Raw genomic sequence first — 14,264 nt, 5'->3', positions numbered from 1 at the left:
AACCGTTCCGTCAGGTCAACGACGGCGGCCTGCGGCAGTGACGGCGCTCAACATGTGACCTGACATCTAGCGTCAGGCAGAGGAGGACGAACGGATGTGGGGGAACGTCGGCCCACGGGTCGCACAACTGTCGCCGCTGGAACGGGTCCGGCTGCGGAGGGTCGCCGTCCGCTACGCCGCGCACGGCTGGGAGGTGACGCCCGGCGCCTGCCTCGCCCGCAGTCGCTTCGTGTGCGGCCGGGCCGGCTGCCCCACCGTCGGCTGCCACCCCGCCCTCCAGGAGTGGGAGCGGGCCGCCACCGCCGACCCGGCCCGGGTGGCGACCTGGTGGCGCAGCCGCCCGCACGGCGTGCTGCTGCCCACCGGGCGGGCCTTCGACGTCCTCGAGGTGCCGGCCCACCTCGGGCGGCACGTGCTCGACTCCATCGGGACGCACCCGGCCGGCACCGGGGTCCGGGGGCCGGTGCTGGTCACCCCGACCGGGCGCTGGATGTTCCTGGTCCGCCCGGGCGACCCGCTCCGCCCCGAGCTGGAGCACTGCTTCCACGTGGTCCGGCACGGCCCCGGCTCGTGGATCGCCGCCCCGCCGACCCGGCTGCCGGAGGGCCCGGTCCGCTGGGCGGTCGCCCCGGAGCAGGCGCGCTGGCAGCTTCCGGACTCCTACCTCATGCAGAACGTGCTGGTCGACGCCCTGCGGGCCACCGGCGTGTCGCTCCCGGCCGAGCTGCTCCCCGGTCACCTGCCGCTGCCCCGGCGCGGCTGGTGAGGGCCACCGCCGGCAGGCGGCCGATGAGCTGCCCCGTCGGCAGGCGGCCGGCGAGGGCCACTGTCGGGGAGCGGACGCCGGGCGGGCAGCGTCCCGGCCGCCACGGGCGTCGTTGACCCGGACGAGGGCGCGACAGCGCCCCGATCGGGGGTCTGATGTCCAGGGATGACGCGACGCGCCGACCCGACGGGGCGGAGCCGCCGCCGCACCACCGCCGGCCCCGGCGCTGGCCGCCCACCCGTCCGCCGGGCTCGCGCCCGGGCCGCCCCCGCCCGCTGGGCTCCCACCCGGCCGGCACCCGCCGCCCCACCGCCTGACCCCGCCCCCGGCGCCCGCGTTCGCACCCGCGATCTTGCACTTTGGGCCCCGACAAGGCGGGAGAAAAGCCACGTGTCGGGGGCCGAAACTGCAAGATCGCGGGGGCATGGGCGGTCAGGGGGCCGTGGGGAGGGTGGGGTGGGTGGAAAGGGTGGGGAGGGTGGGGAGCCGGGTCGAGTGCAGGAGGCGGGCGTCGTCGGTGACGATCGCGTGCTCGTGGCCCGCCAGGCGGTCCAGCCAGCCGATGCCGGCCACGCCCATGGCCACCGCCGCCGTGGCGTACGCGTCGGCGACGCCGAGGTCCGCCCCGACCACGGTGACCGAGCGCAGCCCGGTCGCCGGGGCACCCCGGCGCGGGTCGAGCACGTGGTGGCCGCGCTCGTACACCCCGGAGGTGGCGATCGCCAGGTCGGTGCCGGTGAGCACCAGGCACGTCGAGGTCTCGTCCCACGGGTGCCGCACGCCGATCCGCCACGGCCGGCCGCCCGCCGACAGTCCCCGCACCCGCACGTCCCCGCCCGCGTTCACGCAGTGGTTCGGCGCGCCGGCCCCGAGCAGCCGGTCGGAGGCGACCTGCGCCGCCCAGCCCTTCACGTAGCCGGACGGGTCCAGCGCCCCCGTCGCGTACGCGTCGAAGAAGCCATCCGTGTCGCCCCACAGGTCGGCGCAGCGCGCCAGCACGGCCCGCAGATCCGGCGACGCCTCCGACAGCAGCACCTCGCCCCGGTCGAAGCGGCGCAGCTCGCTGTCGGCCCGGTAGGTGCTGAACCGGGCGTCGACCTCCCGCAGCCAGGCGAACGTCTCCTCGGCCAGCTCGTGCAGCCGCCCCGCGGGCAGGTCGTCGGCGAGGTCGAGGCTGATCGCCGTACCCATGATCTGCTCGACCCGGCGCAGGCCCGGCCGGGTCGGTGCCGCCGCCACCTCAGCGGGCCCGGTCGATGGCGGCCTGGAGCGACCGCCGGTAGGACTCGCTGGTGGCGGTCGCCCCGGAGACGGTGTCCAGGTCTGCGCTCTGCCGCTGCACGACCTGCCCCGAGGTGCCGCTGTAGCGGCCGTCGACCTGGTCGCTGCGCCGGTCGGACTGCGCCGTCTCCTGCGGCAGCTCCAGGGCCACGGCGTCGACGATCCGGGTGCCCGAGAGGACGATCTGCACCTGCACGTTGCCGTACTCGTTCTCGACGACCGGCCCGGTGACCCGGCGGGTCGTCGCGCGCGGCGCGGCGGTGGTGGCACGCGGGGCCGGGGTGGGCCGGGCCGTGGTGGCGCGGGCCGTCGGGGTGCGGGTGGCGGCCGGGGTGGTGGCGCTGGCGCGGGGCTTCGCGCCGAGGGTGGCGCGGTCGGCCGACGGGGTGACCCCGCCCGACGGCGAGGCGACGGCCGGCGGGCCCTGGGCGGCCTGGCTGGCCCCCGGGGAGCCCTTGAGCACCACCAGGGCGGTGGTGCCGGCGGCGAGGCCGGTGATCGCGAGGAGCGCGCGACGCATGGGCAGGGACCTCTCGGCGATGGACTACAGCTCGAAGGTGGCGAGGCGGATCTGGCGGCGGGGCACGCCGGCCGCCCGCAGCGCGCGGACCGACTGCTCGACCAGGCCGGGCGGCCCGCACAGGTAGACGTCGCGGCGGGCCACGTCGGGCACCAGCTTGCGCAGCCCCGGCGCGCTGAGCACCTGCCGGGGGCCGGGGTCGTCGCGGGAGCCGACGACGTACCAGACGTCGGTGCCGCGTTCCTGGGCGAGCCAGTCCAGTTCCCGGTGCAGCAGCACGTCGTCGGGGGTGCGGGCCCGGTAGATCAGCGCCGCGCCCGGCGGCAGCTCCTCCAGCATGGCCCGCAGCGGGGCGATGCCGCTGCCGCCGGCGATCAGCAGGGCCCGCTCCCGGCGACGGTGGGCGGCGGTGAACGTGCCCGCCGGGCCCTGCGCCCAGACCCGGGTGCCCTGCTCGACCTCGCGCAGGTCGGCGGTGTGCCCGCCGACCACCTTGACGGTCAGCCGCAGCCAGCGGCCGTTCGCGGCGGCGGAGACGGAGAACGGGTGCGACTGCCACCAGCAGCCCGGGGCGAGGAACCGCCAGCGCAGGAACTGCCCGCCGAGCAGGTCGAGCCGGTGCAGCCGCCGGCCCGTCAGGTAGATCGACACGGTGTCGCGGCTCTCCGCCACGACGTCGGCCACCCGCAGCCGGTGGCGCAGGTTGAACCGCAGCGGGGCGACCACCCGCCCCCAGAGCAGGGCGGCGACCACCAGCGCGTACGCGGCGATCCAGCCGGTGCGCACCGGCCCCGGCGGAAAGAGCTGCGCGCCGTTGCTGAACTGGTGGCCGAACCCGAGCGCGACGGCGAGGTAGCTGGCCAGGTGCAGGTGGTACCACAGCTCGTAGGGCAGCGCCCGGCGCAGCGCGCGGACCCCGGTGAGGCCGAGCAGCACCAGGATGCCGGCCGCGGCGAACGCGCCCACCATGTCCTCGTAGTCGGCCAGCAGCTCGCCGGCCTGGCCGAGCACCGACCGGCCGCCCTCGGCGGCGTAGCCGGCCACGATCAGCGACAGGTGGGCCAGCACCGCGACGAGCAGGGTCGCGCCGACGTCCCGGTGCCAGCGGGAGACCCGTTCCGCGCCGGCCGACCGCTCGAACGCGCCGAGGCGGCTCATCATCAGCACCTGCACCAGCAGCAGGTAGCCGGCGACGAGGCCGGTGATGCGGCCGGCGGCGGTCAGCGCGGCGGCGCTGCCGTCCAGGGAACCGGCGGGGGTGTCCAGCCACCACGGCAGCACGGCGGCGACCAGGCCCGCCCAGAACAGGCCCACCAGCGCCCGCCGGCCGCCGGGCCCGCGCCGGGGCACCGCCGCCGGGGGTACGGGCGCAGCCGACCGGCCGCCGTGCGGGGCGGGGTTGCCCGTACGGCGGCCGGCGGTGTGGGTGTGCGGGTGGGTCACGCGTACAGCTTCATGGGGGTGAACTTCTGCCGGGGGAAGATCTTGTCGACCTCGGCGGTGGTGAGCCCGAACCGGCCCTGCGCCACGGAGCCGTACACGTCGAACATGTTGTTGTACTCGGGCACGTCGCCGGAGTCGAGGTCGCTCAGGCCGTTCCACGCGCCCAGCAGCGAGCCGGCGAGCTTACGGCCGGACAGGACGGTGACCACCCCGCCGTGGCCGTGGTCGGTGCCGCCGCCGTTGGAGGCGACCCGGCGGCCGAACTCGCTGGACACCATGATGGTGACGTCGGCGGCGGCGTCGCCCAGGTCGGTGAAGAACGCGGCCAGCGCGGCGGCCAGCTCGCCGAGGCGGCGGTGCAGCTGCCCGCCGGGGCGGGTGCCCTGGTTCTCGTGGGTGTCGTAGCCGCCCATCCCGACGGTGGCGACGCGGACGTTCGCCCCGCCCTTGATGAGCTGGGCGAGCTGCCCGAACGCGTAGCCGACGCCCTCGTACTTGACGCCCTCGGCCGGCTGGTACGGCTTCGCGGCGAGCTTCTGGGCGGTGGCCAGCGCGCCGAGGCCGTCCTGCACCGCCTCCTGGACGGGGTGGTTGATCCCGGTGAACAGGCCCCGGATCGCCTTCTCGGTGGCCGCCCGGTATTTCTCGTCGCCATTGAGCCGCAGCGAGCCGACGCTGTTGATGGCCAGCGCGCCGTTGGTGCCGACCAGCGACCGGGGCAGGGTGCTGCCGATGCCGACGCTGCGGAACGCCGTGCCCTTGCCGAGGTTGTCGACGAGGCTGTCCAGCCAGCCCCGGCCGCCCGTCTCGCTGGGCAGCCCGCCGAGGTTGCAGGCGTCGGCGGCCTGGAAGTGGCTGCGGGACAGCCGCTCGTCGGAGACCGCCGGGACGAAGCCGAGCTGCCCGGCCTTGAGCCACTTCTCCAGCGGGGCGAACGCGCTGGTCAGCTTGAAGCCGCGGCCCAGGGCCAGGGAGTCGTCGCCGAGCAGCAGGTCGGGGCGGGCCTTGGCGAGCACCGGGTCGTCGGCCGGGGCGACCAGGCTCAGCCCGTCCAGCCCGCCATAGAGGAAGACGTGGATCAGGGTGCCGGTCTTCGTCGCCGCGAACGAGGCGGAGGTGGTGACGAACTGGGCGGTGGCCAGGGCGGTCGCGGTGGCGGCGGCCCCGGCGACGAAGGTGCGCCGGGTGACGCCCCGGCCGTCCTGCTGGGCCTCCTCCAGCGCCTCCAGCCGGCGGTAGCGGTCGGCCTCGGCGGCGTTCTCGGCGGCGACGATGTCGGCCTCGGCCCGCAGCAGCGCCTCGGCCGGGTCGTCGGCCAGGCGGCGCAGGTCGGGGCATTCGGGGTGCAGGGGGAACGGGTGCACGGTCTTCTCCATCGGGTGCCTCGTCGGCTTCTCCATCGGGTGCCTCACCGCAGGTGGTGCTGGGGGGACGCGAGGATCGCCCGCGCGACGGCGGCGACGGCACCGTCGAACGTGGCGTCGACCCGGGTGCCCGCCGGGACGCCGGCGACATCGAGGATCAGTTCCCGCTCGCGGGCGCTGAGCTTCTGGTGCACGAGGCGCTGGGCCAGCGCGTCCACGTACGCCCCGGCGGTGGCGGGCGGCTTCGCGACCAGCTTCTCCGGCGGGGTGTAGGTGAACTGGGTGCGCCTGCCGCCGACCAGCTCGCCGGCCTCGTTCCAGCCGTTGACCATCGTGCCTGCGGAGGTCCAGGCGACGTAGACGTCGGGGTAGCCGTCCGGGGTGGGCTGGCCCATCGGATACTGGCCCAGCTCGCGCATCTTGTCCTGGACCTGCCGCAGCCCCTGGGCGAACGCGGTGCGCCGGCTGTCGCGCTGCTCGAACGCGGGCGACGCCTGCGGGGAGACGCCGAGGGTGCGGTACGTGGCGACGAGGTACTCCATCGGGCGGCGCACCTTCTGGCCGACCGACGCCCAGAACTCCGAGGAGCTGAACAGCGTCATCAGCATCGGCTTGATCATGCCCTTGTTCGCCGCGTACGTCTTGGCGAGCCGCTCCACGAGGGACTTCGGCGGGGTGTCCGAGACGAACCGGGTGGCGAGGCTCTGTGCCACGTACTTCGCGGTCGACGGGTGCAGCGCGATGTACGCGATGTACGCGTCGATGGCCGCGTCGGCCTTCTTCGGGTCGTCGGAGTTGTTGGCGTGGGTGAAGCCGAGGATCTTCACCTTGCCCAGGTAGTGCCGCTCGGGGCGGAACACGTACGTGCCGTCGTTGACGCCCCGGCCGGTCTGGAGCAGGGCGGCCTGCCGCACGTCCTTCTCGGTGTAGCCGCCGTCGACGCCGACGGAGTACAGCTCCAGGTTCTCCCGGGCCAGGTTCTCGTTGACCGCGTCGGCGCGGGAGTCGTTCTGGTTGAGGTAGAGCAGTAGCGCGGGGTGCTTGTTCGCGGCGACCAGCATCTCCGGGTAGCTGCTCAGCGCGTGCTTGCGCACCACGTCGGTGTCGAAGGACGCCCGGTAGACCTCGCCGCCGTCGAAGTCGGCGGCGACGTGCAGGAAGTCGTTCCAGAAGTCGACCATCACCTCGAAGAGCTGGCGCTCCGACCAGATCTGCCGGGCGATGGTGGCGTCGACCAGCTCCCGTTCCGGCTGCGCGCCGCGCTCGTTGAGCGCGTCGCGCTGGTCGCGCAGCTGCTGCGGGCTGAGCTTGAGGGTGGGCAGCTCGGACAGCTTCAGCTCGGCCGCGCTGGGGGCGATCTTCTCGGGTTCGAGCTGCTGGCGGACCCACGCGTCGATGCCCATCCGCTTGATGTCGGCCAGCAGCTTCGGCGTGGCGCCGAAGGTGGCCCGGCTGGCCAGGTGCCGCACCGGGTCCTTGGCGAGCACCGTCTTGACCGTCACCTCGGTCGCCTCGGCGGCGGCGGCCGGGCCGGAGAAGGTGCGGCCACCGGTGGGCGTGTTCCGCTTCAGCGCCGCGCCGGCCCGGGAGCCCATGTAGCTCTCGTTCTGCTCCGTGTAGGTGCGCACGGTGCTGGGCTGCTGGCCGCCGGGGCGCACGGAGCTGCCGTCGGTGACGGTGGTGCCGGTGGCGTCGCCGATCGGGGCGTCGCCGCCGAGGTCGAGCAGGCCGCGTACCTGCGGGGTCATGGCCAGGGCCGCGCCGCCGGCCACCACGGCGGCGGTGCCGCCGATCGCAGCGAGGGCGCGGCGGCGGCCCACCCGGCGGCCGGGGTCGCCGTCGTCGTCCAGGTTGGGCAGTCCGGGGCCGCCGGGGCCGGTGGGCCCGCCGAGGCCGTCGGGGCCCACCCACCGCGGGCCGCGCCGGGCCGGGTCGTGGCCGGGGCCGACGACCGTCGGGTACGCGGCCTGCGGGCGGCCCGGCTGCGGCCCGGCGGGGTACGGGGCCTGGTGGTACGGGAGTTGGCCCGGCTGGTGGCCGGTGGGTCCGTAGGCGGTGGATGGTCCGTGCTCGCGGTAGGCGTCCGGGCTGGGGTCCTGTCGCCCGTCCCAGGCGCGGTCGTCCCGCGGTCGGCGCGGTGGCACGTTCTGGTCGGCCATGTACCAATCCGTTTTCGTCAAGCGCCGGCGGGGCCCAGCCCGGGGGTGGGGCGGGTGCGGCGACTGTTGCCTGGAGGAGTTTCCAGGGAAGTTAACGACGGGTGGTGGCCGCTTCAAGGCGCTGCGGGCGGGCCGGGGAGGGCACTTAAGACGGCGCTCAACGCCGACGCCGCACGGTCCGGTTCGGGCCCTGCCGCCGAGGGTGTCCCGAGCAGGGCGGACGCGCACCCCGCAGGCCCGGGCTGCGACATTTCGCCCCGACCGGCCGCCGGCCGCGCCGTTGCTTGCCACAGGGAAACTTAAGGCGGGGATAACCGGGCTCTCAGGTGCCGCGCGGACCGGCGGCGGACCCGCCCATCGAAAGTAGCAGCAGCAGGAGCGCGTGAGCCGCCACCGCAGCGGGTATGCCGCCGAACCGCTGAACGCGTGAGGGGAAGGCACCGCCATGCTCAGCAAAGAGGATCAGCGCAGGTTCGAACAGATCACCCGTCAGCTCCGGGAGAGCGACCCGGAGTTCTTCGCCCGCCTGGACCATCGGGCCCGGGCCCGTCGCGGCCGGTACCTGATGCTGTTGACCGTCGTGCTGTGGGCCTCGCTGCCGGCGGCGACCGTCCTGGCCGGCCGACCGGCCGGGGCGATCTTCGCGGCGGTGCTGCTGGCCAACGCCGCCGTCATGTGGCGGTTCCGCCGCCGCTGGTGGTAGCCGCGCCGTCGCCGTCGGCCTCCGGGCGGTCGGCCTCCGGGCGGAACCGGCCGAACTCCCGGTACGCCCGGCCCAGCCGTTCCGTCAGGCCGGGGCCGCCGAGCGCGGCCGTCGGGGCGCCGAGCTGCCGCAGCAGCAGGTCCGGCCCGGTCGCCAGGCTCGGCGGCCGGTCCGGCAGCGGCACCGGCGGGACCCAGAACCGGTCCACCGCGTCGGCGAGCGGCGCGGCGGGCAGCGGGGCGAGCGCCCGCGCGGCACCGACGGCCGGCACGGCCCGGCCGTCGTCGTCCGCCGTGGCGACCGCTTTCCGGCCCTCGCCTGTGGACGGTGTGCCCGGGTCGCCCGGCGTGGCTGCCGCGTCCCGGCCGTCCCCGGTGGACCCCGGCGCGACGGTGCCGCCGTCGTCGCCTCCCTGGTCGGTGGTCGCGGCGCGCAGGGCCCGCAGCCGGTCCAGCAGGTCGGCGCGGCGGCGGCCCCGCCAGTGCAGCAGCTCGAACGGGTCCGCGTCGAACGCCTCCGCGAGCAGGTAGAACGTCGCCGCCAGGTGCTTGCACGGCACCGCGTGGTCGGGGCAGGAGCAGTGCTGGTCCAGCTCGCCGACGCCGGCCGGGAACAGCGGCACGCCGGTGGCCGCGAACAGCTCCTCCAACTCGGCCGGCAGGTCGCCGGCGAGCAGCCGGGCGCTGAAGAACGCCTGCGCCGCCAGCGCCGCCTCCACCTGTTCCCACCGCGCCGCCGGGAACGGCTCCACCGCGATCCGCACCTGGTAGGGCCGGGGGCGGGAGCCCTGCACGCGCGCGGTCACCACGCCGGGGGCGACGTCGAGGTCGAGCACCTGCCCCGCCCGCGCGTACGACCGGCCACGGGTGAGCCGGGTGCCCAGCGCGAACGACTCCAGCACCTCCAGGAAGCGGCGGGACCACCAGGACCGGCCGATCGCGCCCCGGGTGCTGCGGGCACGCAGCCCGCCCTCGACCCGGCGGGGCCTGCCGTAGTCGGCGAACGGGCCGGTCACTCGACCACCGCCCCCGCCTCCAGGGCGAACAGCTCGCGCAGCCGCTCGGTGGACAGCTCGGTGACCCACTGCTCGCCGGTGCCCACCACGGACGCGGCGAGGCTCCGCTTCTCCGCGATCATCGCGGCGACCTTCTCCTCCACCGTGCCGGCGCAGACGAACTTGCGGACCTGCACCCGCCGCCGCTGGCCGATGCGGAACGCCCGGTCGGTGGCCTGGTCCTCCACCGCCGGGTTCCACCACCGGTCGACGTGCACGACGTGGTTGGCGGCGGTGAGGGTGAGCCCGGTGCCGCCGGCCTTGAGGGAGAGCACGAACAGCGGCGGTCCCGCGTCGGACTGGAACCGGGTCACCATCGCGTCCCGGTCGGCCTTGCCGACCCCGCCGTGCAGGAAGAGCACCTCGCGGCCGAACCGGGCCGACAGGTGGCCGCGCAGCATCCCGCCGAACTCGGCGTACTGGGTGAACAGCAGGGCCTTCTCCCCCGCCGCGAGCACCTCGTCGAGGATCTCCTCCAGCCGGGCCAGCTTGCCGGAGCGGCCGGGCAGGGCGGAGCCGTCGTGCAGGAGCTGGGCGGGATGGTTGCAGACCTGCTTGAGCCGGGTCATCGCCGCCAGCACCAGGCCGCGCCGCTCGATGCCGTCGGTGGACTCGATGCGGGCCAGCATGTCGTCCACCACCGCCCGGTAGAGCGCCGCCTGCTCGGCGGTGAGGTTGCACAGCACCTCCATCTCCAGCTTCTCGGGCAGGTCGGAGATGATCGAGGAGTCGGTCTTGAGCCGGCGCAGCACGAACGGGCCGGTCATCCGGCGCAGCCGCTCGGCGGCGTCGGCGTCGCCGTGCCGCTCGATCGGTTCGGCGTACGCCTTGCGGAAGCTGGCGGCCGGGCCGAGCAGGCCGGGGTTGGCGAACTGCATGATGGACCACAGGTCGGCGAGCCGGTTCTCCACCGGCGTGCCGGTGACCGCGATCCGGTGCCGGGCCGGCAGCGCCCGCACGGCCTCCGCCTGCCGGGTGGAGGCGTTCTTGATCGCCTGGGCCTCGTCGACGACGACCCGGTGCCAGTCGATCCCCGCGAGGTCGACGGCGTCGCGGGCGGCCACCGAGTAGGTGGTGAGGACCAGGTCCGCCGCGTGCACGGCCGCGACGAAGTCGTCGCCCCGCGCCCGCTCGGCACCGTGATGCACGTGTACGCGCAGCTTCGGGGCGAACCGGGCGGCCTCCCGCTGCCAGTTGCCGACCAGCGACATCGGACAGACCAGCAGGGTCGGGCCGGCATCGGGCGGGTCCCCGGCGAACAGGGCGAGCAGCTGCACCGTCTTGCCCAGCCCCATGTCGTCGGCGAGCACCCCGCCGAGGCCCAGCGACTGGAGGAACGCCAGCCAGGCCAGCCCGCGCCGCTGGTACGGCCGCAGCGTCCCGGCGAAGGCCGGCGGCGGGTCCAGCGGGACGAGCCGGCGCTCGGCCTGCCCGGCGAGCAGGTCGCCCAGCGCGCCGTCGGCGACGACCTCCAGCACCGGCAGCGCGTCGGCGGAGTCGGCCTCGGCCAGCCCGAGTCGCAGCAGGTCGGCCACCGTCAGCTCGCCCGCCGAACGCAGCAGCCGCAGGCCGGCGGCCAGCCGCCCCGGGTCCAGCTCGACCCAGCGCCCGCGCAGCCGCACCAGCGGGGTCTTCAGCTCCGCCAGCGCGGCCAGCTCCTCGGCGGAGATCGGCTCGTCGCCGAGGGACACCTCCCACCGGTAGTCGACCAGGGCGTCCAGGCCGAACCCGCCGTCGGCGGCGGCGACCGTGCCGGGGGCGGTACGGCTGCGCGCCTGCAACCGCGCGCCCAGCCGCGCCGACGGCCGCCGCCACCAGCCGGGCAGCAGCACCCCGAACCCGGCGGCGTGCAGCACCGGCGCGCCCTCGCGCAGGAACCGGTGCGCGCCCTCGACGTCCAGCTCCAGCGCCTCCGGCGTCGCCGTACGCAGGGCGGTGTCCAGCTCCGGCCAGAGCCGGCTGGCCCGGCCCAGCTCCGCGAGCAGGGTCTCCTGGGGCGAGTCGAGCCGGCCGGCGAGCCCGGACGGGGCGTGCGGGGACCGCCAGATGTGCCCGGCGTCCACGACGAGGCCCGGCTCGTCGGCGGCCTGGAGCCCGAACTCCACCCGCCAGCGGCCGGCGTCGACGGATCCGGTCTCCGCGCCGCCGCCCGGCCCACCGGAGTCGTCGGTGGCGTCGGCGGTGGCGGTCGCAGCGGTGGCGTCGGTGTCGGTGGCGGCGGTCGGGTCCAGCGCGGCGGCCAGGGCGTCGGCGATCGGGTCGACGGCCGGCTCCACCAGGCGGAAGCTGGCCCGGACCGCGCCGCCTGCCGCGTCCCGCTGCCAGTCGTCCAGCTCGGCGGCGAGCGCGTCGAGGGCGACCCGCTCGGCGGTGAACCCGCCGTCCGGCGCGGTGAGCGCCGCCAGCCAGGCCGGCACCGCGCCGCTTCGGCGGCCACCCTGGGTGAGCACGGTCCGGGTCAGCGCCGCCCGCGCGGCGGCGTCGGTGAGCGCGTCGAGGGCGTCGGCGACCAGTTCGCCGGCCGGCACGTCGGCGGCAGCGGCCCGCGCGGCCGGGGGCAGGGCCAGGGCGAGCGACCGGGCCCAGGCGGCGTCGGCGCCGGTGAGCAGGGGCCGCCACACCGCCCGCGCCCCGGCCTCGCCGGCACGACCCGGGCCGGCGGCGCGCGGCGCGGCGGAGGCACCGTCGAGTGGGCGGAAGGCGGTCGGTCGGGGCTCGGGTGCTCCGGCCACGCCGGGCAGGACCCGGCCCCGGCGGACCAGGTCGACGGCGAACCCGGCCAGCTCCGCGAGGTGCCGCAGCGTCGCGCCGGGCACCCCGGCCCGGTCACCGGCAGCGCGCAGCAGCGCGAGCGCGTCCGCCGGGGCGTACCGGAGGGCGGGAGCGCGCCAGCCGGCGAGGGTGACCGTCCCCCGGGCCGGTTCGGCGACGGCCGGGCGGACCAGTTCCGGGGAGTCGGCCGGCGAGCCGGCCCGGGTGGGCAGGCGCAGCAGCACCGACCCGGGCTCGGCGGCGGTCGGGGCCTGCGGTCCCGTGCTCTGTGGCGGTGCGCTCGGCGACCCCGAGCGCTGCGGCCCGGCGCTCGCCGGGCGGACCGAGGGGGCGACGGTCTGCGGCACGGCGCCCGCCAGGGCGGCGGCGAGGGCCGCGTGGTCGGCGGCGAACGGGTGGGGGCGCTCGCGGGGGGCCCGGCCCGGCCGGCGGGGCGCCTGCGGGGGCAGGGCGCTGTCCTCCGCCCAGACGACGAGCCCCGCGCCGGGCAGCCACGCCCCGTGGACGACCAGCACCGCTCCCCCTCCGCCGACGACCCCCGAGGATAGCCGGGCCCGGCGGGGCCACCGGGGCACCGGGCCGGGCCGCTACGGTCGGGGGATGTTCGACCTTCTGGTGCTCGGGGGGCTGGGGGTGGATCTGCGGGTACGGGTGCCGCAGCTCCCCCTGCCGGCCGCCGACTCGCTCACCGTGCCCCCGATCGACCTGCGGATCGGCAACACCGGCGCGGGGGTGGCGCTGGCCGCCCGCGCACTGGGGCTGCGGGTCGCGGTCGTCGACGTGCTCGGTGCCGACCCGGCCGGCGAGGTGGTGCGCCGGGCGCTGGAGCGGGCCGGGGTGCACGCCGAGCTGGTCGTCGACCCCGGCGGCACCCGCCGGTCGGTGAACCTGGTCGACCCCGCCGGTCGGCGGATGTCGCTCTACGACCCCCGCCCGTGGCAGGGGCCACCGCCGTTCACGCCGCAGCGGTTGGCCGCGCTCGCCCGGGACGCGGCGCACGTCCACGTCTCGATCATGGACTGGGTGCCGCCCCTGCTGCCCGGCCTGCGCGCCGGGCTGCCCACCGGGGTGGGCCTCTCCACCGACCTGCACGACTGGGACGGCGGCAACCCTTATCACCGGCCGTTCGCCGAGGTCGCCGACCTGGTCTTCGTCAGCGGGGTGCGGCTGGGCGACCGGGCCGGGGCGCTCGCCGCCGCCCTCGCTCCCCGGACGACGGCGGTCACCCGGGGCGCGGACGGGGCGGAGCTGTTCGCGGGCGGGGCCCCGCCCGTGCGGGTGCCGGCCGCCGTCGCACCCACGCCGGTCGTGGACACCAACGGCGCCGGGGACGCCTTCGCGGCCGGCCTGGTCGCGGCCCGGCTGCGCGGCGCGGGGCTGGCCGACGCGGCGGCGTACGCGGCCCGGGTGGCCGCCGCGGCCTGCGCCCACGACGGCATGGAGTACCCGCCGGGGCTGCTGCCGGCCCGGTGAACGCAGCGGCGGCAGCCCCGGCGAGCGGGGCGGGCAGTGAGCGGGGGCGGGCCGGTTCGCCACCGGGGCCGTTCGTGGTCAGATCGCGCCGGTGGAGCCGTCGGTCAGCTCGCGCAGGATGTCGGCGTGCCCGGCGTGCCGGGCCGTCTCCTCGATCATGTGCGTCAGGATCCAGCGCAGGGAGACCTCGCCGAGCTGCGGCTGCGGCACCACGTGGTCGAGGTCGAAGCGCGCCGCGACCTCCCGGGACCGGGCGCACGCCCGCTCGTAGCCGGCCACCAGGGACTCGATGGTGTCGGATCCGTCGAGGGTGAAGCTGTCCGCCGCATCCGCCTCGCCGGTGACGTGGACGTCGCCCGGCCCGGGGGCGAGCAGGGCCGGGAACCAGTTCCGCTCCACCATCGTCAGGTGCTTCACCAGGCCGGCGAGGGTGGTGCGGGAGGGCACCAGCCGGCGACGCGCGTCGGCGTCGGAGAGCCCGGCCACCTTGCGCAGCACGATGCCCCGGTGGAAGTCGAGGAAGGATTCGAGCACCGCGCGCTCGTCGCCGGTGCGCGCCAACACGGGGCCGAGGGTCGGGTCGATCTTGATCTCCGCCATCCCCGCACGCTACTTGTCCGATTCTGGTCGCGCTGCCCCGCGCGGCGGCCCCGCCGGGCGTAGATCTTGGTACGAAAGTGCCCCCAGAGGGGCCGAAAATCACCAAGATCTCCGGGTGACGGCCCTGCG

11 protein-coding genes are annotated in these 14,264 nt (G+C 76.4%); 3 read left to right on the top strand and 8 right to left on the bottom strand.

Translation table 11 applies throughout. From position 1 onward, the window contains the following. The first annotated feature begins 94 nt into the window (after positions 1-94). Positions 95-766, top strand: coding sequence for a bifunctional DNA primase/polymerase (locus tag LPA42_RS25460; protein ID WP_077938910.1), 672 nt, complete (start codon positions 95-97; stop codon positions 764-766). A gap of 432 nt (positions 767-1,198) precedes the next feature. Here the strand turns inward: LPA42_RS25460 and LPA42_RS25455 are convergent, their stop codons facing one another. From LPA42_RS25455 to LPA42_RS25435, 5 genes are read right to left on the bottom strand one after another with little or no spacing between them, the layout of a single operon-like run. After that, the gene (locus LPA42_RS25455) at positions 1,199-1,957 is read right to left on the bottom strand and encodes an FAD:protein FMN transferase (protein ID WP_228986917.1); all 759 of its coding nucleotides are present in this window, start codon (positions 1,955-1,957) and stop codon (positions 1,199-1,201) included. A 49-nt stretch (positions 1,958-2,006) separates the two neighbouring features. Further along, complete coding sequence (locus tag LPA42_RS25450; protein ID WP_228986909.1) at positions 2,007-2,567, bottom strand: FMN-binding protein; 561 nt, start codon at positions 2,565-2,567, stop codon at positions 2,007-2,009. Positions 2,568-2,591: 24 nt separating this feature from the next. Continuing rightward, positions 2,592-4,010 carry a ferric reductase-like transmembrane domain-containing protein gene (locus tag LPA42_RS25445; RefSeq protein WP_077938907.1) on the bottom strand — a complete coding sequence of 473 codons (1,419 nt, stop codon included), beginning with the start codon at positions 4,008-4,010 and terminating at the stop codon, positions 2,592-2,594. Beyond that, positions 4,007-5,386, bottom strand: coding sequence for a DUF1501 domain-containing protein (locus LPA42_RS34240; RefSeq protein WP_077938906.1), 1,380 nt, complete (start codon positions 5,384-5,386; stop codon positions 4,007-4,009). Before LPA42_RS34240 ends, LPA42_RS25445 begins: the two co-directional genes overlap by 4 nt. A gap of 32 nt (positions 5,387-5,418) precedes the next feature. Continuing rightward, positions 5,419-7,533 (bottom strand): DUF1800 domain-containing protein, encoded by a 2,115-nt coding sequence (locus LPA42_RS25435; RefSeq protein WP_077938905.1) that lies wholly within the window; start codon positions 7,531-7,533, stop codon positions 5,419-5,421. 445 nt (positions 7,534-7,978) lie between these two features. Between LPA42_RS25435 and LPA42_RS25430 the strand changes: the two genes are divergently transcribed. Further along, positions 7,979-8,236 (top strand): DUF3040 domain-containing protein, encoded by a 258-nt coding sequence (locus LPA42_RS25430; protein WP_043967006.1) that lies wholly within the window; start codon positions 7,979-7,981, stop codon positions 8,234-8,236. Here LPA42_RS25430 and LPA42_RS25425 read toward each other — a convergent pair. Then, positions 8,205-9,251 (bottom strand): SWIM zinc finger family protein, encoded by a 1,047-nt coding sequence (locus tag LPA42_RS25425; protein WP_077938903.1) that lies wholly within the window; start codon positions 9,249-9,251, stop codon positions 8,205-8,207. The genes LPA42_RS25430 and LPA42_RS25425 overlap by 32 nt on opposite strands. Beyond that, positions 9,248-12,577 carry a DEAD/DEAH box helicase gene (locus tag LPA42_RS25420; RefSeq protein ID WP_228986908.1) on the bottom strand — a complete coding sequence of 1,110 codons (3,330 nt, stop codon included), beginning with the start codon at positions 12,575-12,577 and terminating at the stop codon, positions 9,248-9,250. Before LPA42_RS25420 ends, LPA42_RS25425 begins: the two co-directional genes overlap by 4 nt. Positions 12,578-12,662: 85 nt before the next feature. Here LPA42_RS25420 and LPA42_RS25415 point away from each other — a divergent pair, with 85 nt between their 5' ends. Further along, a complete protein-coding gene (locus tag LPA42_RS25415; protein ID WP_077938899.1) occupies positions 12,663-13,535 on the top strand; it encodes a carbohydrate kinase family protein in 873 nt (290 codons plus the stop codon). Between the two features lie 78 nt (positions 13,536-13,613). On the opposite strand, the gene LPA42_RS25410 is transcribed toward LPA42_RS25415, so the two are convergent. Then, positions 13,614-14,135 (bottom strand): DinB family protein, encoded by a 522-nt coding sequence (locus LPA42_RS25410; RefSeq protein WP_077938898.1) that lies wholly within the window; start codon positions 14,133-14,135, stop codon positions 13,614-13,616. Between the last annotated feature and the right edge of the window lie 129 nt (positions 14,136-14,264).

Source organism: Micromonospora sp. DH13, assembly GCF_020873825.1.
Lineage (GTDB): Bacteria > Actinomycetota > Actinomycetes > Mycobacteriales > Micromonosporaceae > Micromonospora > Micromonospora haikouensis.
The sequence above is the reverse complement of the archived record's forward strand: the minus strand, read 5'-3'. Positions and strand labels throughout refer to the sequence as shown.

Excerpts from the sequence above, each read along its gene's own strand:
- LPA42_RS25460 (WP_077938910.1), top strand. The coding sequence starts at position 95 with ATGTGGGGGAACGTCGGCCCACGGGTCGCACAACTGTCGCCGCTGGAA.
- LPA42_RS25455 (WP_228986917.1), bottom strand. The coding sequence starts at position 1,957 with ATGGGTACGGCGATCAGCCTCGACCTCGCCGACGACCTGCCCGCGGGG.
- LPA42_RS25450 (WP_228986909.1), bottom strand. The coding sequence starts at position 2,567 with ATGCGTCGCGCGCTCCTCGCGATCACCGGCCTCGCCGCCGGCACCACC.
- LPA42_RS34240 (WP_077938906.1), bottom strand. The coding sequence starts at position 5,386 with ATGGAGAAGACCGTGCACCCGTTCCCCCTGCACCCCGAATGCCCCGAC.
- LPA42_RS25435 (WP_077938905.1), bottom strand. The coding sequence starts at position 7,533 with ATGGCCGACCAGAACGTGCCACCGCGCCGACCGCGGGACGACCGCGCC.
- LPA42_RS25430 (WP_043967006.1), top strand. The coding sequence starts at position 7,979 with ATGCTCAGCAAAGAGGATCAGCGCAGGTTCGAACAGATCACCCGTCAG.
- LPA42_RS25415 (WP_077938899.1), top strand. The coding sequence starts at position 12,663 with ATGTTCGACCTTCTGGTGCTCGGGGGGCTGGGGGTGGATCTGCGGGTA.
- LPA42_RS25410 (WP_077938898.1), bottom strand. The coding sequence starts at position 14,135 with ATGGCGGAGATCAAGATCGACCCGACCCTCGGCCCCGTGTTGGCGCGC.